Origin of the sequence: Fodinibius sp. (assembly GCF_041642155.1) — a bacterium.
Classification (GTDB): domain Bacteria; phylum Bacteroidota; class Rhodothermia; order Balneolales; family Balneolaceae; genus Fodinibius.
This window is the reverse complement of sequence record NZ_JBEPWZ010000027.1, coordinates 1-21644: the sequence shown is the minus strand read 5'-3', so window position 1 is coordinate 21644 and position 21644 is coordinate 1. Positions and strand designations below refer to the sequence as shown.

General features: G+C 51.5%; 13 protein-coding genes. 10 read left to right on the top strand and 3 right to left on the bottom strand.

Going from position 1 to position 21644, the window contains the following annotated elements; all coding sequences use genetic code 11:
* Positions 1-1661 (bottom strand): TonB-dependent receptor (locus ACESLU_RS03415; RefSeq protein WP_372635139.1); only part of this gene is annotated, 1661 nt, incomplete at its 3' end.
* 548 nt (positions 1662-2209) lie between these two features.
* The gene (locus tag ACESLU_RS03410; RefSeq protein ID WP_372635136.1) at positions 2210-5644 is read right to left on the bottom strand and encodes a PVC-type heme-binding CxxCH protein; all 3435 of its coding nucleotides are present in this window, start codon (positions 5642-5644) and stop codon (positions 2210-2212) included.
* 395 nt (positions 5645-6039) lie between these two features.
* Here ACESLU_RS03410 and ACESLU_RS03405 point away from each other — a divergent pair, with 395 nt between their 5' ends.
* The 7 genes from ACESLU_RS03405 (at position 6040) to ACESLU_RS03375 (ending at position 17664) form a co-directional block, all read left to right on the top strand.
* The gene (locus ACESLU_RS03405; protein ID WP_372635134.1) at positions 6040-6630 is read left to right on the top strand and encodes an AraC family transcriptional regulator; all 591 of its coding nucleotides are present in this window, start codon (positions 6040-6042) and stop codon (positions 6628-6630) included.
* Between the two features lie 334 nt (positions 6631-6964).
* Complete coding sequence (locus ACESLU_RS03400; RefSeq protein WP_372635131.1) at positions 6965-7207, top strand: heavy-metal-associated domain-containing protein; 243 nt, start codon at positions 6965-6967, stop codon at positions 7205-7207.
* Between the two features lie 432 nt (positions 7208-7639).
* Positions 7640-10159, top strand: a complete 2520-nt coding sequence (locus ACESLU_RS03395) for a heavy metal translocating P-type ATPase (RefSeq protein WP_372635128.1) — start codon at positions 7640-7642, stop codon at positions 10157-10159.
* 112 nt (positions 10160-10271) lie between these two features.
* Positions 10272-10694, top strand: a complete 423-nt coding sequence (locus ACESLU_RS03390) for a hypothetical protein (RefSeq protein WP_372635125.1) — start codon at positions 10272-10274, stop codon at positions 10692-10694.
* 151 nt (positions 10695-10845) lie between these two features.
* Entirely contained in the window at positions 10846-14649 is a 3804-nt protein-coding gene (locus ACESLU_RS03385; protein WP_372635122.1) for an efflux RND transporter permease subunit, read from the top strand.
* A gap of 109 nt (positions 14650-14758) precedes the next feature.
* Entirely contained in the window at positions 14759-16201 is a 1443-nt protein-coding gene (locus ACESLU_RS03380; RefSeq protein WP_372635119.1) for a TolC family protein, read from the top strand.
* 71 nt (positions 16202-16272) lie between these two features.
* Positions 16273-17664, top strand: a complete 1392-nt coding sequence (locus tag ACESLU_RS03375) for an efflux RND transporter periplasmic adaptor subunit (RefSeq protein WP_372635116.1) — start codon at positions 16273-16275, stop codon at positions 17662-17664.
* 19 nt (positions 17665-17683) lie between these two features.
* On the opposite strand, the gene ACESLU_RS03370 is transcribed toward ACESLU_RS03375, so the two are convergent.
* Positions 17684-18484, bottom strand: coding sequence for a GntR family transcriptional regulator (locus tag ACESLU_RS03370; protein ID WP_372635113.1), 801 nt, complete (start codon positions 18482-18484; stop codon positions 17684-17686).
* A 494-nt stretch (positions 18485-18978) separates the two neighbouring features.
* Here ACESLU_RS03370 and ACESLU_RS03365 point away from each other — a divergent pair, with 494 nt between their 5' ends.
* From ACESLU_RS03365 to ACESLU_RS03355, 3 genes are read left to right on the top strand one after another with little or no spacing between them, the layout of a single operon-like run.
* Positions 18979-19539: a YeeE/YedE family protein gene (locus tag ACESLU_RS03365; RefSeq protein ID WP_372635110.1), complete on the top strand. Its 561-nt coding sequence runs from the start codon at positions 18979-18981 to the stop codon at positions 19537-19539.
* Between the two features lie 18 nt (positions 19540-19557).
* The gene (locus ACESLU_RS03360) at positions 19558-19983 is read left to right on the top strand and encodes a DUF6691 family protein (protein ID WP_372635107.1); all 426 of its coding nucleotides are present in this window, start codon (positions 19558-19560) and stop codon (positions 19981-19983) included.
* 36 nt (positions 19984-20019) lie between these two features.
* The gene (locus ACESLU_RS03355) at positions 20020-21426 is read left to right on the top strand and encodes a rhodanese-like domain-containing protein (protein WP_372635104.1); all 1407 of its coding nucleotides are present in this window, start codon (positions 20020-20022) and stop codon (positions 21424-21426) included.
* The last annotated feature ends 218 nt before the right edge of the window (positions 21427-21644 follow it).

Here is a 21644-nt window from a genome sequence, read left to right as displayed (position 1 = left end):
AGGTCGGCCACCGAAAATCCCTGCGAAACACTCACAAACGGGTTGAAGGCACTGAATTTTTTAAAGCTGAGTCCCAGGTTATAGGTCAACGCGCTGTAGTCAAGCGAACCGCCCGCAATATCCACGCTGCCGCTGTAGCTGCCATCCGGGTTTACCTGTTCGGCGGTCGTGTAATCCGGGACGTCTACATTCAGGGCCTCAAACCGCATGCCGCCCTTGAATACCCAGTGGTCATAAAAGGTTGTCTTAAGCTGGGCGTAGGGGGCATAGCTGGCCATGGCCATTTCCGGGGTTACGGTCCGCCCGTCGAGCAGGGCCTGCTGGGTCTCATCACTGAGCAGGTCAATGCCATAAACCACAGAACCCAGAACCTGGTCGGAAAGGGCAAAAGGCGATTTCAGGTTAAAGCGTACTCCATATTTTTCCGATTGCAGGTAGCTTTGTCCGCCGTCCCGGTACCCTTCATAGTAGCCGAAGAGGGTTTCATAGTCCTGCAGGTAGGCGGTGGCGTCCAGTGAGGTGCCGCCTGTGATATCCAGCCAGCGGTAGTTCAGTCGTGCATTATGGTTCCCGCGCGTGCCCTGCGGTTCCCCCCGGACTTCGCCCTTCTCCGCGGTCGCTTTCTGTTCGGGATAGCTGCCGGCAATGGTCACATAATCCGTTTCCTGGTCGTTGGAATACAAGTTGTACATAGCTTCAATATGGTGCTTGGGGGCAATGTCGTAACCGATCTGTCCGTGAAGGTTATAGACCGAAGCTTCGGACAATCCCCCCTGTCCCTGTGGATTGGTGGGAATGATATCGCCCTCGGCATCTTTAAATAATCCTTTTTGCTCAAATGAACCGTTCAGGTTGTAGCTTATGCCGTTATTGCGTCCGCTGAACTTCTGAGAGAACCGGTAGCCGAGGCTGTTATCCGGGGAGGCCAGTGACAGGCTGGAACCGATTTTTGAAACGGAGCTGAACCCCTCTGTCTGGGGAAGCCCGGTGATGTAGTTAATGAGTCCCCCGGTAGCACCGTTTCCATAAATAGCCGTCGCCCCTTTAATGACCTCGATACGGTTGATGGCCCCGGCGTCGATTGTTTGAAGGTCGCGGCTCACCGCACGCAGCGGGGTCGACTGCGGGATCCCGTCGACCAGTACGAGATAATCGCGTCCCCGGAGATTTTGTCCCCAGTTGCTGGACGATTGCGTGCTTTGGGAAAAGCCCGGGACCTCCCTGGCCAGCATATCATTGAGATTTGAATTAATCGTCATCTCTTTGTCGATCTGTCGGGAGTTGATTACGCTTACGGAAGCCGGGACCTCATCAATCGTTTCGGCACTGCGTATGGCAGAAACGATAACCTCATTCATGCCGAGAATATCCCTTTCGAGCTCGACCGTGATATTCGTGGTAGCTCCATCCCGAATCGTAATGTCATGTTCTGCCTCCTGGTAACCGATTCCGGTGATTTGAAGGGTATAGGACCCGGTGGGAATACGTTCAATCAAAAATATTCCGTCTGCATCCGTTGCAGCGCCCAGGGTAGTGCCTTCAATGCCGATATTGATACCGGGCAGGGCCGCCCCGCTTTCGGATTCCGTAACGGCACCCTCAAGTTGACCGTGTTGTGCAATGGCGGCCGTTGATATGCTTAAAAAGATTCCAGCTGCCAAAAGTAATCTTTTCGTAAGACGTGCAATGAGGTTCATAATGGGATGGAGATTTAAAAATCTAAATGTATTAGTGTTTTAATTGCAGCCTTTACGTTATCAATCTGTCTATTTAAACCAATTATAAATAAGGGTCAATAGTATGTAGATTTAATCTAAATAACAAAGCTGTAGACCAATTTTTTTTTGTTTTATTGGCTGGTGAAGGTTGACTGCGGGGGACTGGCAACCCTTTGGACTGAGATGAAAAGTGAGCGTCTTTCTTGATGAATCGTCAATCTCTATGACTTGTTACGGGGTCCGGTAGCCGACAAAGCTTATTTTCAGGTTGTGTGTCCCCACTGATAGCTGCCGGGTAAAGATAAACTTACCATTGCATTGCCATGAGTAACCCGCCGTCGACTTGTTTCTTGGGCGTTCGAGTAGTTTCGGCTCTGCTGGCCCAACCGATATCGGTTTTTGTCGTTGAAAAAAATAGACCAACCCCTTTAGCGACAAAAGAAGAGAAATACGAGGTGTCTGTAAACAGATTTTTATAAAATCACCTCTGTCTATTGTTCCCTGCCTTTTAGCGTCGTCAAAAACTCGACCATATCCCGAATTTCACTTTTCTCCAGGATGGTCCTCATCGGAGGCATGCTTGACGGAGCCGATTCCTGTTCTGTGATATCACTTTTCTCAATCTTACGGGTGGTACCATCCGCCGATTGTAAAACCAGCTGTGCATCGGTTTCTTCCCGGACGACGCCGCTTACTTTTTCCCCGTCTTCCAGCGTTACCGAAACGGAGCCATACCCCGGGGCAATCCGTTCATCCGGGGCGAGCAGGGATTCCAGAATTTGTTCGCGATTCAGGGTCGTACCGATATTCGCCAGGTCGGGCCCCACACTCCCCCCGTCTCCCCCGACGGTGTGACAGCGCATGCATTGTGCGGCCTCGTGCCGGAACAGTAATTGACGTCCCGCTTCAACATCTCCCCCGTACAAGAGTTCCCGGTTGGCAGCCACCACATCACCCGACGATTTGGATTTGGAAGACTCATACTGGTCAAGCAAAGCCGCAAGCGTATCGGAAGTGCTCTCCCGGGCGGCCAGAATGAGATCGAGCTGCAGCTCCCTGGGATAATTTCCTTCTGCAAGCTCTTGCAGCTCCCCGACCAGCACCTTATTAGCGGGGGATGCGTTCATTTCTCCGAGTGTCTCCAATACCACCTGCTGTTCCTCCCGCTCGCCTTTGTTCAATACCGGCGACAACAGATCGACAATCTTCTGGTCAGTAAGCTCCAGGGTGGGAGTCAGGCCCAGTGCGGTCATTCGTACCTGCTCACTTTGATCGTCCAGGGCAATCTCGATAGCCCGTTCAATTTGGTTGAAGTTCATCGCTTGCAATGCGTTGAGAGCCGCTACCCGAACCTCCGGGAAGGCATCATCCTGCAGGTGGGCAAATATTTTTTCAATGGCTGGCTGGTAATCAAGGTTACTGACACTCCGGATGGTTGCCAAGCGAATCTGTTCGGCCGGGGCATCCAGCAGGGGATCGACAATGCCGCCGAGTGCCTCGCGAGCATGGCCCGGATCCAGGTCCGGCTGGCCCCGGTATCGCCCGGTAACCCGGTCCAGTTGCGGGGGATTGGACCACACGCCCAGCGTTGAAATGGCCTCGACGCGCATGGAGTCGGGGGCTCCTTCCCGGATCGCATAATCAGCCAGTCGTTTTGTGGCTTCCGGACCCCCGATCCTGAGGTTCGCATTGATGGCCCGCCGGAGGAGTGCTTCGCTGCCAAAACGATTTTGCTCCAGAACAGCGGCCAGATCAGGCAGGGCGTCTTCGATGGACCAGTCGTCATTGATGGCCCGGGCCGCTTCTGCTGTGATATATTCATCTTCGTCGTCTAAAAAGCGTGCTGCACCGGGATGTTCCATCCGCCGCAGGGCCACAACTGCGGCAATACGCAGCGCTCGTGAAGGGTGGTCCTCCAGGGCCAGAACAGGGTCTGCCGCTCCGATTTGAGCCAGGGCGAGCGTCCCGGCATGGCGCAGGTAGACATCTTGGTTATTATTCGCTTCAAGCATCTCAATAAGGGCCTCCACGGCCGGCTCATAGGCTAATTCTCCCAGGGCCTGGGCTGCAAAGAACCGGGGACGTGCTTGCTCGTCTTCCAACAGCGGGATGAGTTGATCGCCCGCCGGGTCGTACGGGATATCACCGAGCACTTTGGCCGCCTGTGCCCGTACTTCCGGGTCGCTGTCATCCAGAAGGGCGAGGAGCGGTTTCGCAAAATCGGCCTCCTGTCGGGCCAGCTGCCCGGCCCCCCAGATGCCGTGCAGACGCATCAGCTGGTGGTCCGAATCAATAGCTTTTTGAAAAGCCCGGGCTCCGTTATCTTCCCGTCCGGCCAGCTCAAACTGGGCCTTCATGCGCACCCGCATATCCCGGTGCTCCAGCAATTCCAGGAGTTCCTCCTCCGAACGGGAGTCGAAATCCTCTGCCAGGATCTGTTTGGTTTCTTTTCGGATGGGCGCATCTGCCGCCGCGGGGGTATCGAGCTTCCAAATGCGTCCCTTGTTCTTGGTTTGCCAGCCTTCGATCCAGTCGGCAAAATAGAGGGCGCCGTCGGGACCAAAGTCCATGCCTGTTGCCAATATACCTTCTTCAATGACCTGGTCTGTCTCCAGCTCAAAACCCGCCCCGCTTTGCTCCAGCGTAAATGCATGAATGCGGGAGCTGGCCGTCGAACCGGTATATTCGGCCACAAAGAAATGATCGTTCCATTTTTCGCTGAGGGCCGTCCCCGGGTTATAGGCCATGCCTGCGGGACCGTTATGGTAATTTGCGATAGGGGGAATAAAATAGGCCGCTTGTCCCTCTTGCCGGGGTTTATACATCTCCTCATCCATCCAGACTTTGTAGGGGTTGTTGTTCGGGTCGTCATATTTGCCGAACTGCCAGTTATGGCGCCAGCCGGAATCCGACCCTTTTACCAGGTAGACCAGCCGCTCCGATTCCCCGGCATGATCGCCGTCGTTATCTACGCTTATGAGATTGCCGTATTTATCAAAGGAGAATTCAAACGTATTTCGCACGCCCATGGCGAAGACCTCAAAATTGCTGCCATCGGGATCGCTTCGCGCAATGATCCCGCGGTTGGGGTACTTCCAGTGCTTGCCGCCCGATTTGCCGTTAAAGCCGATATCCCCGATACCCCAGTAAATGCGTCCGTCGGGACCATAGGTGGCGCCCGACATCCCGTGCCCGCTGAACCCGATATGCACCCCGTAACCGTGACTGATGGATTCTTTTTCATCCGCCATCCCGTCGCCATCGGTATCTTTTAACCGCCACATATCGGGAGCTACGCCCAGATAGACGTTATCACGGAAGGAGAGAATCGCCCCGGCGACATCCGTCACTTCGGAATGAAAATCCTCAATAAATAATTGAGACCGGTCCGCCACGCCATCCCCGTCCTGATCGTCCACGCGGTACACCTTTTCTTTCTGAACGGTCAGGTCTTTCCAGTCGTGAGAACCGTCTTCGTTGCGATCCGGGAGCCAGCTTTCGTTTTCGTCACTTCGTTCCGGTGCGAGCTCGCGATGCAAAAAATCTCTGCGGTCCTCAACCGTGGTCCAGGTCATGGCTTCATCCATCCAGTCGCGGTGATCCCGGATGTCGAATTCGGAGCTCCAGCTCCGGGTCGTATTCGTCACAAAAAGACGCCCTTTGTTATCAACATCCAGTCCGACAGGATCGATAATCAGCTCCTCCGAAGCCCAGAGACTCAATTCAAATCCTTCCGCCAGTTCTACCGGCACCTCGTTTTCAATATTCGCTGCCTGCTCGGCCGCCTTCTGAGAATCAAGCGTATTGATTTCTTTATTTGAAAGTTCTTCATTAGTGCAGCCGGCCAGAATAACGATTAACAAGGCCGGCAGGACAAATATGCTGTATTGGTAGAAAATCTTTTTTGATCGGTGGGACAGACGCATTTCCGCTTTTTAAAAGTTAAATTCACACTTAATTTGGATATAATAAATAACAATTTCCAATTCTTAGCAATTAACTGTTTTTGTTAATAACGTACTTGTCTATTTTTTTTAATCAAAAGGATGTTCCATTTTTGGAGCGACGCAAAAACGGAACCCAAAAACGTCGCCGGCTGTGGGTTCTTCGCCTGAGTGTCCTCCGCGTGAACCTGTAAAAAGGCAAAACTCGCTCCTTCTGGTCGCTCATACAAACCTATTTACGGCCGGTTCTCGCGGACTCACTCCGGGCGGCTCACAACCCAAGGCCGGAAGTATTTTGCCGAGTCCTTTTTAATGGTATTTTACATAGCTTGTTGAGGAAGAATTTACACTTTATACAAAGAATAAAATTCCTAAAAATGAATACGCCCGCTTCTGAACCCACGACCTTGCATATAAAGAATATGGTGTGTCCCCGCTGCGTAATGGTGGTACGGCAGGCGCTTGAGGATCTCGGATTTGAAGTGATGGAGGTGGAACTGGGACAAGCGGTTGTTCAAGCCGAAGAACAGATTCCATTCAAGCGAACGGAAGAAAAACTCAATGAATACGGCTTTGAGCTGATGCAGGGAAGGAACCAGAAGCTTGTAGAGCAGATTAAGACATTGCTGATACGTTATATACAGGAATCCGAACAGTCGGAGGAGAGCCCGAAGCTTTCGGAGTATCTTGGAAAAGAGCTGCATCAAAATTATTCTTCGCTGAGCTCTGCTTTTTCCGAAAGCCAGGATACGACGATCGAAAAATATATGATCTACCTCAAAATTGAGCGGGTCAAAGAGTTGCTTTCCTATGGAGAGATGACACTGAGTGAGATCGCCTATCGCCTGAATTACAGCAGCGTAGCCTATCTTTCGAACCAATTTAAACAGATTACCGGCATGTCGGTGACCGACTATAAGAAAGCCCGCGATTCTTTCCGCAAGCCGCTGGATGGGGTTGAGGAGTGATTTGAATTTTTAAGGTCGGGGCAACCCGGTGCCTGTCAGCCCCGACTGTCGCCGGGATTCATCGTGAAAGGGGTACTTTAATAAAGCTCTTTTCAGGCTAAGCGTTTATCGCATATTCAATATCAATATTCATATACATATAGCAGAGGAGTATGCCTATCTAATTTAAAGGATAGAAGTTGGATGCAGATTACAGTTGGAGGAATTCAGAATCCCGGAGTCCGTAACATCGACAAAAATACTATAACAATCGCCAATAATTCTGTAACAGATCCTCTGTTCCTGTTCCATACCTTTTGAGTGAAATTTAAACAACGCTCTAAATCAATATATAATGGATAAGCAATCAGGTGCGACACAAACAGCAAGGTTAACTATTAGTGGAATGTCCTGCAGTGGGTGTGCCGATACCGTTCAGCAGGCGCTTGAAAGTATTGAGGGTGTAAAAGAGGCAGCCGTGGATCTTGAGAATAACTCAGCGTCCGTAATCTATAATCCGAATGCGGTTACGGAGAATGACTTTGAGCAGGTTGTCCAGGGGGCGGGATATGAATTTAAAGGCACGAATCAGTATTGAAGAGGTGCAATGAACAATAGCTCTTTGCTGTATAATGACCTCATAAAGGTGAAAGGTGCAATGGTGGAGCTGATTTAACTGAATCTGAGTAGCTTTTTATAGCCTGCAAAATTGTAACCTGTGACCTTCAATTTTCAACTGTAAATTTACAGCCTTCATACAAGAAAGATTTTAAGAGGCTGCCCCACACGAGCTGGCTGATGCCGCTCTTTAGTGTAAAACACTATCTGAATGGAATAATTATTTGTTTATAAACATAGAATCTTTGAAAAACCAGTCCCGAAGCATCGGGAAACACCAAAGCCTGAGCGATTTTAAAACCGCAGTGTATAGACTACAGGTGAGGATGTTGAAATCGCGGAAATGTAGAGATTGGGCAAAACAACTGTTTTGCAAAAGTCTCTTTAAATATAAGCCCTATATATTATGGATATGGACCGGCAAACCGCACAACTAAAAAAGAAAACCTTTCAGATCGAGGGCATGCACTGCGCAAGCTGTGTGTCGGCGGTCGAAAAATCGCTTCGCAACAGGGAAGGCGTAGAGAAGGCTTCCGTGAACCTGGCAACCGAATCGGCTTCTGTGACTTACGACGGGGAGCAGGTAACCGAAGAGGAGCTGGTGGAGGCGGTCGAGGCAGCGGGATATTCGATAGCCGACAAGCAGATCCAAAGCCGTACGCTTAAAATCGAGGGCATGCACTGTGCCAGCTGCGTGAATTCGGTCCGGCAAATGCTCGAGCAGCTGGACGAGGTCCGGGAGGCTTCGGTCAACCTCGCCGCGGAAACGGCAACGGTGCATTACAGCGGTGATCTGTCGCTGGATGATTTTGAGGAAGTGGTCGAACAGGCCGGTTATTCGCTGCTTCGGGAAGAATCGGAATCCGGGCAGTCGGAAGGAGAGGCCCGCCAACAGCGCGGGCAGGAAAAGTTGAATAAGGCCAGGTCCAATATGTGGTGGTCGTGGGCACTGACGATCCCCATTATATTGTGGATGATCCCGGAAATGATCTGGGGCTATGCCTTTCTCGGTGAAGTCGGTTTTGAAATCGGTATGATAGTCCTTTCGGCTGCCGTTATTTTTGTGCCCGGACGAGAAACGGTCTTAAGTGCCTGGAAGTCCACAAAAAACAGGACGCCCAATATGGATGTCCTGATCGCCATGGGTGCGCTGGCGGCCCTTTCGACGGGCATTGTGGCGTTACTTCATCAGTTTGGGGTGGCGCCGCCCTTTCACAGCTTTGCCGGTATCGCCGGCATGATTATGGCCTTTCACCTGACTGGCCGGTATATCGAAACCAAGGCGAAGGGACGCGCGTCCGATGCTATCCGGAAGCTGTTGACCCTCGAGGCTAAAGAAGCAACCATAGAGCGTGATGGAGAAGAGGTGAAAATCCCGGTACAGGAGCTGCAGCCCGGCGATCTGATGGTTGTTCGTCCCGGCGAAAAAATTCCCACCGACGGGGAGGTAACGGACGGGAAAAGCAGCGTGGATGAGTCCATTGCCACCGGCGAATCGATGCCCGTGAAGAAAGAGCCAGGCGATGAAGTGATCGGTGCTACGCTCAACAAAAATGGAATGCTGAAAGTCAGAGCCACCAAGGTAGGGAAGGATACCTTTTTGAGCCAGGTAATCAGGATGGTGGAGGAGGCCCAGGGATCCAAGGTGCCTATACAGGAATTCGCCGATCGCATTACGGCGGTTTTTGTGCCGGTGGTGCTGGGTGTGGCGTTTGCTACGTTGGGGCTTTGGCTGCTGTTTCCCGGATTTTTCGGGGGCATTGCGGTCTGGGCTTCGGGTTTTCTGCCGTGGATCAATCCCGGCATGGGAGATGTTGCCCTGGCCTTTTACGCCGCTATCGCTGTGCTGGTGATTGCGTGTCCCTGTGCATTGGGACTGGCAACCCCGACCGCCCTGATGGTCGGATCCGGCATGGGGGCGGAGAACGGCGTTCTGATCCGAAATGGAGAAGCGATACAGATAATGAAGGATGTGGATACGATTGTACTGGATAAAACCGGGACCATCACTGAAGGAAAACCGGGCGTTACGGATGTCATCGGGCTCAACGGGACGCCTGAAGAGGAGATGGTCCGGCTGGCCGCTACGGCGGAGAGTGGATCGGAGCATCCGCTGGGACAGGCGATTGTGAGCTATGCCGGGAAGCAAAAGATACCACTTGATACGGTGAAAAATTTTGAAGCGATCACCGGGAAAGGTATTAAGGCAGCAATTGAAGCTGCCGGTGGGGAAGTGAAGAGAGTGTTAGTGGGGACAAGAGACTTGCTGAAGGAATCGGATGTTGTGCTGGACAGGGAGACGGAGGAACAACTCAATAACCTGGAAAAGCAGGCAAAGACGGCCATGTTGGTTGCTATCGAGGGGAAGAAGGCCGGCATTATTGCGGTAGCGGATCCCGTGAAGGGGGACAGCAGGAAGGCTATTTCCCTGCTGAGGGAATTCGGCCTCACCCCGGTTATGATGACAGGCGATAACGAGCGAACCGCCCGGGCGGTGGCTGCGGAGGTAGGCATCGACGAGGTGATTGCGGGTGTGCTGCCCGATCAAAAATCCGGTGAAATTGAGCGGCTGCAGCAACGCGGCAAGATCGTTGCGATGGTGGGCGACGGGATAAACGACGCCCCGGCGCTGACCCGGGCCCACGTCGGTATCGCTATCGGTACCGGGACAGACGTGGCCATAGAATCCGGCGATATTGTGCTGGTGAAAGGGGACCTGAGCGCGGTGGTGAAATCCGTTAAATTAAGCCGGGCCACGTTCACGAAAATCAAGCAAAACCTGTTCTGGGCGTTCTTTTACAATGTTGTGATGATACCGCTGGCGATCTTTGGCATGCTGCATCCGCTGCTGGCCGAAGCGGCCATGGCCTTCAGCTCGGTGAATGTAATCGCCAACTCTCGCCGGCTGAACAGGAAAAATATTCAAATATAAGGTGACGCCTCTAAAAAGACTGCACCCAAAGATGATCCCGCGTGATTTTTTAACCGTGCAATCTCATTATCTTTGAGAAAACCATTTATTTTGATATTATCAAGCTGATCAGATGAAAGATATCAACAAGACATATCGTTTCCTTTCAGCCCTTGTGCTGATCCTGTTTCTCAACAGTCTTATACTGCCTGCCGGTCTGTCTGCGGCCAGCCTGTTTTGTAATATGGAAATGGGAGCCGACAATAGCAGTGCACACACTTGTTTCGGTGTTCAATCCCCTGATCATTCAGATGATATGCTGTCGGATAAGGAGGTATGCAGCTACCAGCAGATCTGTAAAGAAGCTTTATCCCTTCGAAAGAATGAAGTAGAAGCCATTTCTCAGCTTACCAAAAGCTTTACCCCCGTATTTTATTACACCGGTATCTCCGTTCAGCTTGCCGATTACTCCGGGATAAACACATTCCATCCTGAACCGGACACAGCGTATACCACCCCGCCTGCCTTTTTGTTGAACAGCGTTTTTCTGAATTAGCGATTCCGGCCGACAGCTTCTTCCTTCATCTCCTGATATATATATATATATATAGATAGAAAGTACAGTGCGAAACCCGCATGGCGAAAAGAACGCATGGTACGTATTCCTTATATCGGGATTCACTTTGGTTTGCTAATTCAGAACTTCCATGCTTGACAAAATCATACGTTTTTTTCTTGAGAATAAGCTCATTTCCGTGCTCCTGCTGCTCCTTTTTGTGGGCTGGGGAATGGCCGTGGCTCCCTTTAACTGGCAGCTTGGCGAAATTTTCCCGCGTGATCCGGTGCCGGTGGATGCCATTCCTGATCTCGGTGAAAATCAGCAGATCGTTCATACGGAATGGGCGGGACGCTCACCACAGGATATTGAAGATCAGATAACCTATCCGCTGACGACAGCGTTGTTGGGGCTTCCCGGAGTTAAAAGTGTACGGAGCAGTTCTATGATCGGTCTCTCCACGATCTATGTGATTTTTGAGGAGGATATCGAATTTTACTGGAGCCGGTCCCGTATCCTGGAAAAACTTAACGCACTTCCCTCGGGGACCCTGCCGGAAGATGTCCAACCGGCACTGGGGCCTGACGCTACCGGGCTGGGGCAGATATTCTGGTATACGTTAGAGGGACGGGATAGCAGGGGGAATCCGGCGGGGGGCTGGGACCCGCAGGAGCTGCGAACAATCCAGGATTATACGGTGGATTACGCTTTGACTTCAGCCCAGGGGGTAGCCGAGGTTGCTCCCATAGGCGGGTTTGTCAGGGAATACCAGGTGGACGTTGATCCGGAAGCTATGCAGGTGTATGGTATTACCATGCAGCAGATTTTTGAGGCGGTTCGCGGTAGCAATGTTGATGTGGGTGCCCGGACAGTAGAGATGAATAATGTGGAATATCTGGTGCGTGGACTGGGGTATATCAAGAGCCTTGAAGATCTGGAAAAAGCGGTGGTGGTAAGTAGAAATAACACCCCTGTGCGCATTCGGGATATAGCACATGTCACACACGGTCCGGCTATGCAAAGGGGCGCTCTCGACAAGTCCGGTGCCGAAGCGGTCGGTGGGGTGATAGTAGCACGACAGGGGGAAAATCCGCTGCAGGTGATTCAGAATGTCAAAGAGCAGATCAGCGAAATTTCTGCGGGCTTGCCTTCCAAAACGCTGGAGGATGGCACGGAATCAAAGGTGAGTATTGTTCCGTTTTACGACCGCACCGAACTTATTATGGAGACGCTGGGTACGCTGGAAGAGGCCCTGTTTCTACAGATCCTGGTGACCATCATGGTGGTTATTGTCATGGTGATGAACCTGCGATCATCGGTGTTGATTTCGGGCCTACTTCCCATAGCCGTGTTAATGACTTTCATCTCCATGAAGTACGGGGGCGTGGACGCCAATATCGTTGCACTTACCGGTATTGCCATTGCCATAGGTACCATGGTGGATATGGCCGTCATCCTCACCGAAAATATGATCCGGCATGTCGACGAAGCCGGCGATGAGGAGCCACTGCTGGAGGTGATTTTCAGAGCAACGAGTGAGGTTGCTTCGGCCGTGGTCACCGCTGTTTCCACAACTGTTATCAGTTTCCTGCCCGTCTTTACGATGGTGGCCGCCGAAGGGAAGCTGTTTATTCCGCTGGCCTATACGAAGACGTTTGCGCTGATTGCTTCAATTATTATTTCCCTGATCATTATACCGCCCTTTGCCCATTGGTTCTTTTCGGTTCGCATCAAAAAGCGTCCGCTGAAAATCGCCTGGAATGGCTTTGTCGTTGTGCTGGGATTAATAAGCATAATTTTTTCTGTACTTCCCTGGGCGGGATGGCTGTTACTGTTATTTGGAGCCAATACGCTTGCATCCCTTTATGTAGAGACATACGACGAGCGGCAGGCTGTGCGGATTAACAATTTTGTTGTCGCCCTCTTCGTCACATGGCTGCTGTCAAAAGCCTGGCTGCCTTTGGGGCCGGAAGTATCCCTGTTTACAAATTTCATTTTTGTAGGCGGTATCGCTGTGGTTTTGATAGGAATCTTTTTCCTCTTTATCCGCTATTTCCGTCCCATTCTACAGTGGGCGCTCTATTATCGGAAAACCTTTCTTTCCATTCCAATAGTGCTGGTGATCCTGGGAGTAACCATCTGGTTGGGATATGGAACCATGTTCGGCTGGGTGGAAAAAGGATTTGACTCGGCAGGCGTCCCGGTACAGGAAACAGCGGCCTGGACTTCCATGGAGGAAACTTTTCCCGGGCTCGGGGAAGAATTCATGCCGCCGCTGGATGAAGGCGCTTTTCTGCTGATGCCGACTACCATGCCTCACGTGGGTGTTGAAGAGGCCAAAGATTATCTGCAAAAAGTTGATATGGCAGTCTCGTCGATTCCCGAAGTCGATATGGTCGTAGGAAAGCTTGGAAGGGCGGAGACTGCGCTGGACCCCGCTCCGGTTTCGATGTATGAAAATATTATCCAGTATAAAAGTGAGTTTAAACGGGATGAAGACGGGCGACGCATTCGTTTTACGGTCAACGAGGAGGGAGATTATGTGCGCGATGAATCCGGAGAATTAATCCCCGACTCGGACGGGAAGTATTACCGGCAGTGGCGCGATCATATCCAAAGTCCGGATGATATCTGGAACGAAATAGTCGATGCCAGTCGTGTGCCGGGATTGACTTCAGCCCCCAAATTACAGCCGATTGAAACCAGGCAGATTATGCTGCAGTCGGGGATGCGTGCTCCGATGGGCGTCAAGGTTAAAGGTCCCGATCTTGAAACCATTGAAGATTTCGGGCTTCGCCTGGAGGAGATTCTACGGGAAGTAGAAGAGGTGCAAAGCCAGACTGTTTTCGCAGATCGCATTGTGGGCAAACCGTATCTGGAAGTCGAATGGGACCGGGAAGCCCTGGCGCGATACGGGCTTAAAATATCGGCTGTGCAGCGGTATCTTGAAGTGGCCATGGGGGGTATGCCCCTCACGCAAACGGTAGAGGGACGCGAGCGCTATCCGGTACGGGTCAGGTATGCCAGGGAGTACCGCGACAGTCCGGAAGAGATCGAGCGGATGTTCGTATCAACGGCGTCGGGGACAAACATCCCGCTGGGTATGCTCGGAGAAGTCAAGTACCGGCAGGGTCCGCAGGTCGTTAAAAGTGAAGATACTTTTCTGACGGGCTATGTGACCTTCGACAAACGGGATGGCTTTTCTGAAGTAGAGGTTGTGGAAGCAGCCCGGCAGAGGATCGGGGAGAAGATTGACAATGGAGAGCTTTCGGTGCCTTCGGGACTCAGCTTCGAATTTGCCGGAAATTATGAAAACCAGGTGCGGGCCGAGAAACGCCTCTCGGTAGTAATGCCTGTTACCCTGATCATCATCTTCCTAATTCTCTACTTTCAGTTCCGCTCTATCTCGACGACGGCCATGATCTTCAGCAGCATATTTGTGGCCTGGGCGGGTGGTTTCATCATGCTTTGGCTGTACGGACAGCCATGGTTTATGAATTTCGAACTGTTCGGTACCAATATGCGCGATCTGTTCCAGATGGGGGTTGTAAACCTCAGCGTTGCCGTCTGGGTGGGCTTTATTGCTCTGTTCGGCATTGCGGCAGACGGCGCGGTGGTTATTGCCACCTATATCCACCAGCTGATGGACCGGCATAAACCCAAAAGTATCGAGCAGCTACACGAAATTATCATAAAAGCCGGGAGTTTGCGTATTCGTCCCACCCTGATGACAACCGCAACCACTACGCTGGCACTGCTGCCGATTCTTACTTCAAGCGGACGCGGATCCGATATCATGATACCCATGGCCATACCCACCTTCGGGGGTATGATGGTTGCTGTTGTCACGCTGTTTGTTGTGCCCGTACTCTATGCCGTCTGGCATGAATCCAAGTGGAAGATCAAAGATAAAATGGAACTGATATCCCTGAATGGTAATAGTGAACATGAATAAGGCTGGTACTATGATTAAAAAACTCATTTTTCATCCTTTTTTTTCGTCCCCGTTCCGTCAATATGGGCTCTTTCTCCTTCGCCTCCTTCAAAGATCGCGGGCGTCAGGGATGGACGTTATCCAGCGATCAATGGTATCGTTCCGACCAATGGAGGGGAATCTCATTCATTTGGGAGCAACAGCCAAAAGCGGCACCGGGGAGATTCCCCGTCGTAGATCCGGGAACGAGCAAACCGGTTCTTCGCCCGGCATTGCCCTGTTGTTTGTTTGGTTTCTGCTGGCGGGAGCAGGCAGTCCGGTCTTTGCCCAGGAACCCCTCCCGCCCGGATCAACGAACGCGATCGGAGACAGCCTGGCGCTGGAACAGTACGTCCGGCAGGCACTGGAAGACAGTCCCCGTCTGGAAGCCTTGTTTCAGCAGTATTACGCCCGGCTGGAGCAGATTCCGCAGGTCGGGACGCTGCCGGATCCGGAGGTCATGTTTCAGTATCATGTCAATCCGATGGAACAGAGCAATCCCCTGAGCCGGACCACCGTCAGTGCAAAACAGATGTTCCCCTGGTTCGGTACCCTTGGCAAGAGGAAGGAGCAGGTGGAAAAACTATCTCGCGTTGAATGGACTGCCTTTGAAGAGGCCCGGAATGAACTTGCCATGGAGGTAAGAGAACAGTGGTACCGGATGCATGAGCTGCATCATCACCTGATGGTCTACTGGCGCAACCTGGACCTGTTGGAAAGTCTGGAACGGCAGGTACGATCCCAATACGAAAGCGGGAAAGCCAGCCAGGTAGACCTGCTCCGGTTACAGATCGAGCAGGAAAATATCCGGACGCGAATCGAGAACAGTGAAGAAGAATTAGGAACCATGAAAATCCGTTTTAACGCCTTTTTGGATCGTGAACCGGAAGCGGAGGTGCAGCTGCGGGGGGTGATGTTCAGCCGGCAACGGACGATGAGCGAAGAAGAACTCAAAAAGGCCATCCGCGAGCATAATCCCCGGCTCCGGGGCAGCGAATATGAGGAGGAAGCCGCCCTTGCAGCCGAAGAGTGGGCGCGCCTGGAGGGACGTCCCTCGTTCGGACTTGGCGTGACGGTTATGAACAGGAATTATATGTACATGCCTCTTATGGGAGCGGAGGAACCGTCGGTGACAGCTTCGCTGACGGTCCGGCTGCCGATCTATCGCTCGAAATACAGGGCTCAGCAAAAGGAAGCACAGATTGAGGCGCGGGTGGCTCGGGAGCAGCAGCGTGATATTGCCAATAATCTGAATGCTGAAGCGGAATCATTGCTTCAGCAATACCGTGATGCCGGCCGAAGAATTGCTCTTCACGAAGAGCGGCTGATTCCCAGAACGCGGCAGGCCCTCGAAGTGGCACTGAGTGATTATGTATCGGGGCGGGCAGGCTTTGAACAGATCATACAACTGCAGCAACAGCTGCTGGATTACGAAATGAAGCTGAATACGGCCTATGTGGAACGGAATATCGCCGCGGCAGAAATAGAATATCTCTCCGGAGAATACAACGTGAAACCTGAAGAAATTGACTAACCGCAGTGCGGGCTTATCGCGAAAGGTCCCGCTGCCATAATAAACCTATGACAATCATGAAAACAGGAAATATGGATATAAAACGGACAGGCAGAACAATCGGTCTGTTACTGGCGGGTCTTTTGCTCGGCTGGATCTTTTTTGGCAGTTCGGGTGAAGAGGCCGGGAAGATGGAGCAGCACATTGAAGAAACCCATACCGATGAAGAGGGAGAGATAGTTTATACCTGTAGTATGCACCCGCAGGTTCGCCAAAACGAACCGGGTGACTGTCCCATTTGCGGTATGGAATTAATACCGGTGGACGAGGAAGAAGGGCACCAGGAAGAAGAACGGCAGGGGGAAACTGCGTTCACCATGACCGAAGCGGCTGTTAAGCTGGCGGATATACAGACGACCCGCGTGGAAAGTCGTATCCCGGAATTTGAAATACGTATGCCGGGACGTATCGCTGCAGACGAGCGGCGGGTATCCTCCATCACCGCCCGGTTTTCGGGACGGATAGAGGAGCTTTATGTGGATTTTACCGGGACCTATGTGAAACAGGGCGAAAAATTAGCCGCTATCTATTCCCCCGAACTGATCTCCGCCCAAAGAGAGTTGCTCGAAGCGGCCGGCAATAAAGAAACCGACCGGGTAATGTATGAATCGGCGCGGAGAAAACTCAGGTTATGGGGACTTCCTGAGAACGAAATTCATCGTATTGAAGCAAATGGTGAGGTCATCGATCAGATTCCAATTGTAGCTACACAAAACGGGTATGTCACTCAAAAGAATGTTGACGTAAAAGATTATGTTGACGAGGGAACCGTCATGTATAAAGTGGCGGATCTCTCACGCCTCTGGGTGTTGTTCGATGCCTATGAAACGGATATGGGAGCCATCGAACAGGGCGATTCGGTTGATTTTACCGTGCGCAGCCATCCCGCCAGGCGATTTGAAGCAAAGGTTACCTACGTCGATCCTTTTATTGATCCCGAGACGCGTACGGCTAAGGTGCGAGCCGAAGTGGAAAATACAGGAGGTGACCTGAAACCGCACATGCTTGCCACGGGGATCGTAAGCGGGACGGCCGGCGAGGGGGAAAAGCTGATGGTGCCCCGGTCGGCCGTTATGTGGACCGGCAAACGCTCTATTGTGTTTGTGAAACAGACCGGCGGGGAGGTCCCCGCATTCGAACCGCGGCTGGTTACCCTGGGTCACCGCACCGGCGATTATTATGTTATCGAAGAGGGCGTTGAAGAAGGGGAGCAGGTTGTTACCCACGGGAACTTTAAGCTCGACAGCGCCGCCCAGCTGGCCGATAGACTCAGTATGATGAACCGCGAGCCGGGCAGCGGTGCCAATCGCGGGGCACATGATCATGGCGAAATGGAGATGGAAATGGAGGAGGAAGTGGAAGAGGATACCCTCAGGGAAACGAAGCCTTCCGGTGGACATGACGAACATTTAAGGCCTCATTAGACTCAAGCGAACATCCGGATCAGTTGCTTTCTTCTTTAAATACCGGCGTAAATTCTTTCAACGTTATACTTTTATCCTGTTGAGCGGAAGATGAGGTGCGGTCGGCCATCATCTCAAAAACTATTTTATCATTCCTGTAATATCGCCGTTGATAATATACGGGTTTGTCCCCGACCGTATATGAAAGTCGAGTAATCAATAGTACTGGAGCATGGATGTTGATCTGCAGGCGAGTGGCTAATTTCTCGTTTGCGAGAGCCGCTTCAATTCTGTACCCCCCTCTTTCTATGGGTATGTCGAATTCCTCTTCCAGGATATTGAAAATTGTTTGATGCCGCAGATCATAGTTTTCGATAAGCTGCCCGTAAAAAATGGGCAACCACGTAATGTCATAAGCGACGGGCTGACCGTCACCCAGCCTGATGCGTTCAATTTCGACAGCCAGGCTCTTGTTCTGCATTTCAAGGGACGAGAGAATTTCATGTTGATCGGCAATATCCGTCTGGGTAAAAGACACCACCTCTGAGCTGGCTTTCATTCCCGATTCAGCCAACTCTTCAGAAAAGTCGTTGAGCGTGGAAAAGGAATGATGAGACCTGTGGTCAGTCACAAAGGATCCGAGTCCCTGGCAGCGGTAAATAAGATCTTCGTTTTCCAGCGTCTGCAGTGCGCGTCTGACGGTGACCCGGCTCACATCAAACTTGTCACACAGCTCATTTTCGGAGGGTAGTTTTTCGTCCGCTTCATAGCGGCCGTCGTTGATCCGGCTGCGCAGCCATTCCGAAATTTGGATATGTCTGGGGATTCCTTCTTTCAGCATTGAGCTATAGTTAGTGATTTTGAATGATCTTCAAAGTACCATTTTATACATGTAATAACAAGTAATGTTAACTGTTCTTTCCTGTTGATGATAACAGCAATAATAAGCATTATGATGCAGGTGTACTGATTAATTACGATATTGCGTCTACATCACAGCCCGGGTAGTGCGAGCATAAACAGAATCTATCCGGTTGATAAATATTAAATTTCAATATTTGTATTTACTTGTATTGACAAGTTGGGGATAAACACGTACTTTAGATACAGAAAATAAAACACACCAATAGACCATGAGAATCAACAGGCTATTGAAATTATAATAATTAAAAGAGGGCTCTGAAAAACCTGGAATTTTGATCAATATCAATGCCAGTGCAAATTCATAACCGCAACATATGAAGCATATGTGAGGATTCTGAATATGAATGTGCCCAAATGCAGAGATTGGCCAAAAGAACGGTTTTGCAATGCTCTCTCAAAACATATAACAGTATGATTGATCTACTATATGAACCGTGGCCGTGGTATGTAGCGGGACCTGTTATTGGGTTGACGGTGCCCCTTCTGTTGTTGGCGGGAGGGAAGATGTTCGGCGTTTCGGCCAATCTCCGTCACACCTGTGCGGCCTGCAACTTCGGCAATGTCGATTTCTTTAACTACGACTGGAAAACAGCCGGCAAATGGAATTTTGCTTTTTTGGCCGGTTCCATAATTGGCGGTTTTCTGGCGGGATACGTGTTTGCCAATCCCGATCCCATTAACCTGGCTTCTTCAACGATAGCCGATTTACAGGCTTTGGGAATCCAGGATTTTGACGGGCTCGTACCGGATGACCTGTTTGCCTGGAGTTCGCTCGGGACGGCCACGGGGCTTACGGTACTGGGACTCGGGGGATTCCTGGTGGGCTTCGGAGCGCGATATGCCGGGGGGTGTACGTCCGGGCATGCTATTTCGGGCCTCTCGGATCTGCAATTGGCGTCGCTGCTGGCCGTCATCGGATTCTTCATCGGCGGACTCCTTATGACGTATCTCATTTATCCATTGATCTTATAATCTGACATGAACAGCACCATGAAATTCACAGAATATCTGAAGTACTTGTCCATAGGCATCGGCTTCGGCTTTGTATTAGTCAAGTCGGAAGTCGTATCCTGGTTTCGTATTCAGGAGATGTTTCGGTTCGATTCCATTCACATGTACGGGATCATCGGCCTGGCTGTAGTCGTCGGCATAATTTCCGTACAACTGATTAAACGATATAATATGAAGGACGCGAACGGGGATCCCATATCCATACCGCCCAAAGATTCATCGCAGGTTACACGTTATCTGGTCGGAGGGAGTATTTTTGGACTGGGCTGGGCCCTGCTGGGGGCCTGTCCCGGACCGATGTTTGCCCTGCTTGGCAGCGGCCTTACCGTAATGATCGTACCAATTGCGACAGCTGTGCTCGGAACCTACGTTTACGGGGTACTGCGACCTAAATTACCCCACTAATAAAAGAGTATCTATTAACCCAAAAGGAGAACTATTATGTATTTCAAACAAATTTATGACGAAAAACTGGCACAATACGCCTACCTTGTCGGCTGTCAGGAGAACGCAACAGCAGTGATTATCGACCCGATGCGGGATATTGACCAGTATATTAACGCGGCGGCCCGGGAAAATCTGACCATTGTGGCGGCGGCCGACACGCATATACATGCGGACTATATATCCGGGCTGCGCGAGTTTGCCGAGCGGGGGGTGAAAGTATATGCCTCCGACGAAGGCGACGAAGACTGGAAATATGAGTGGCTCAAGGACAGCAGTTACGATTATGAGCTGCTCAAAGACGGCGATACCTTCTCGATAGGAAACATTTCTTTTAAAGCCTGGCATACCCCGGGACACACCCCCGAGCACCTGAGTTACTATATCACCGACGGGGCCGCTGCCGGGGAGCCGATGGGCATCGCCACCGGGGACTTTATTTTTGTGGGGGATGTGGGCCGGCCCGACCTGCTGGAATCGGCTGCGGGCATGAAAGATGTGATGGAACCCTCCGCCCGCACGCTCTACAAGTCGGTGGAAGAATTTAAAAAGGTGACCGAATACCTGCAGGTATGGCCGGGACACGGCGCCGGTAGTGCCTGTGGCAAGGCTTTGGGGGCCATTCCCGAAAGCACCGTCGGCTATGAACTCCGGTATAGCAATGCCCTCAAGTCGGCTACTTCTGAAGATGAGTTTGTTAGTTTTATCCTCGATGGTCAGCCGGAACCACCGCTCTATTTTGCACGTATGAAGCGCGATAACAAAATGGGACCAAAACTGCTCGACGGTATCCCTCAGCCCGACCGGCTGACCCTGGGCCAGCTGAAGACTATTGTGACGGAAAATCGGGGCACCCTGCTTGATACGAGATCCCGCGAGGCTTTTTCCGGGGGACACCTGCCCGGGTCGCTGCTTTCAACGCTTAACAGGCAGTTTAATACGGTGGCCGGATCTTATATCACCGAAGAGGAGACCATCTACCTGGTCGTTGACGAGCACAACGTACGGGAAGCGGTGCTTGACTTGATCCGCGTCGGCCTGGATAATATCGGCGGATATGTGACGCCGGCCGACCTGAAAATGTACGAAGAGCAGCAGCGAGGAGATTTGGAAAAGCTGGAAGTGGGAACCTTCGAGACGGTCAGCGTAAAGAAAAACGACCCGGACTACATAGTGCTGGACGTTCGCAAGGCGTCTGAATATGAGGAAGGTCACATTGACGGAGCCTTGAATTTCGCCCATACGCGTCTGGCGGAAAATCTGGATGAGGTACCCGAAGATAAAACGCTGCTGGTCCATTGTCAGTCCGGGGGACGTTCTTCGGTGGCTTCGGCTTTCCTGGCCGGCAACGGGTACGATGTCGTATTTATTGACGACGAATACGAAAACGCCGTGTCCGACTGACGACCATTCGGTCTCCCGGCGGTAAAACCGGTCTCCCCATATGCAAAAACCTTATAGCCCCTCCCGAAAACATTAAATGAGAATGAGTAGGGGGGAAATGAGTACGGGGAGCTTTACCGGCTGCGACGTAAATCTCCCCGATTACCCGGGAGGTGAAATGAAGCTTTGGGCCGCGGCTCTCCGGCGTTTTAAAACCGTATTGAGTACGACGATTTTCC

Coding starts and splice junctions, on each gene's coding strand:
- ACESLU_RS03410 (WP_372635136.1), bottom strand. CDS start 5,644: ATGCGTCTGTCCCACCGATCAAAAAAGATTTTCTACCAATACAGCATA.
- ACESLU_RS03405 (WP_372635134.1), top strand. CDS start 6,040: ATGAATACGCCCGCTTCTGAACCCACGACCTTGCATATAAAGAATATG.
- ACESLU_RS03400 (WP_372635131.1), top strand. CDS start 6,965: ATGGATAAGCAATCAGGTGCGACACAAACAGCAAGGTTAACTATTAGT.
- ACESLU_RS03395 (WP_372635128.1), top strand. CDS start 7,640: ATGGACCGGCAAACCGCACAACTAAAAAAGAAAACCTTTCAGATCGAG.
- ACESLU_RS03390 (WP_372635125.1), top strand. CDS start 10,272: ATGAAAGATATCAACAAGACATATCGTTTCCTTTCAGCCCTTGTGCTG.
- ACESLU_RS03385 (WP_372635122.1), top strand. CDS start 10,846: ATGCTTGACAAAATCATACGTTTTTTTCTTGAGAATAAGCTCATTTCC.
- ACESLU_RS03380 (WP_372635119.1), top strand. CDS start 14,759: ATGGACGTTATCCAGCGATCAATGGTATCGTTCCGACCAATGGAGGGG.
- ACESLU_RS03375 (WP_372635116.1), top strand. CDS start 16,273: ATGGATATAAAACGGACAGGCAGAACAATCGGTCTGTTACTGGCGGGT.
- ACESLU_RS03370 (WP_372635113.1), bottom strand. CDS start 18,484: ATGCTGAAAGAAGGAATCCCCAGACATATCCAAATTTCGGAATGGCTG.
- ACESLU_RS03365 (WP_372635110.1), top strand. CDS start 18,979: ATGATTGATCTACTATATGAACCGTGGCCGTGGTATGTAGCGGGACCT.
- ACESLU_RS03360 (WP_372635107.1), top strand. CDS start 19,558: ATGAAATTCACAGAATATCTGAAGTACTTGTCCATAGGCATCGGCTTC.
- ACESLU_RS03355 (WP_372635104.1), top strand. CDS start 20,020: ATGTATTTCAAACAAATTTATGACGAAAAACTGGCACAATACGCCTAC.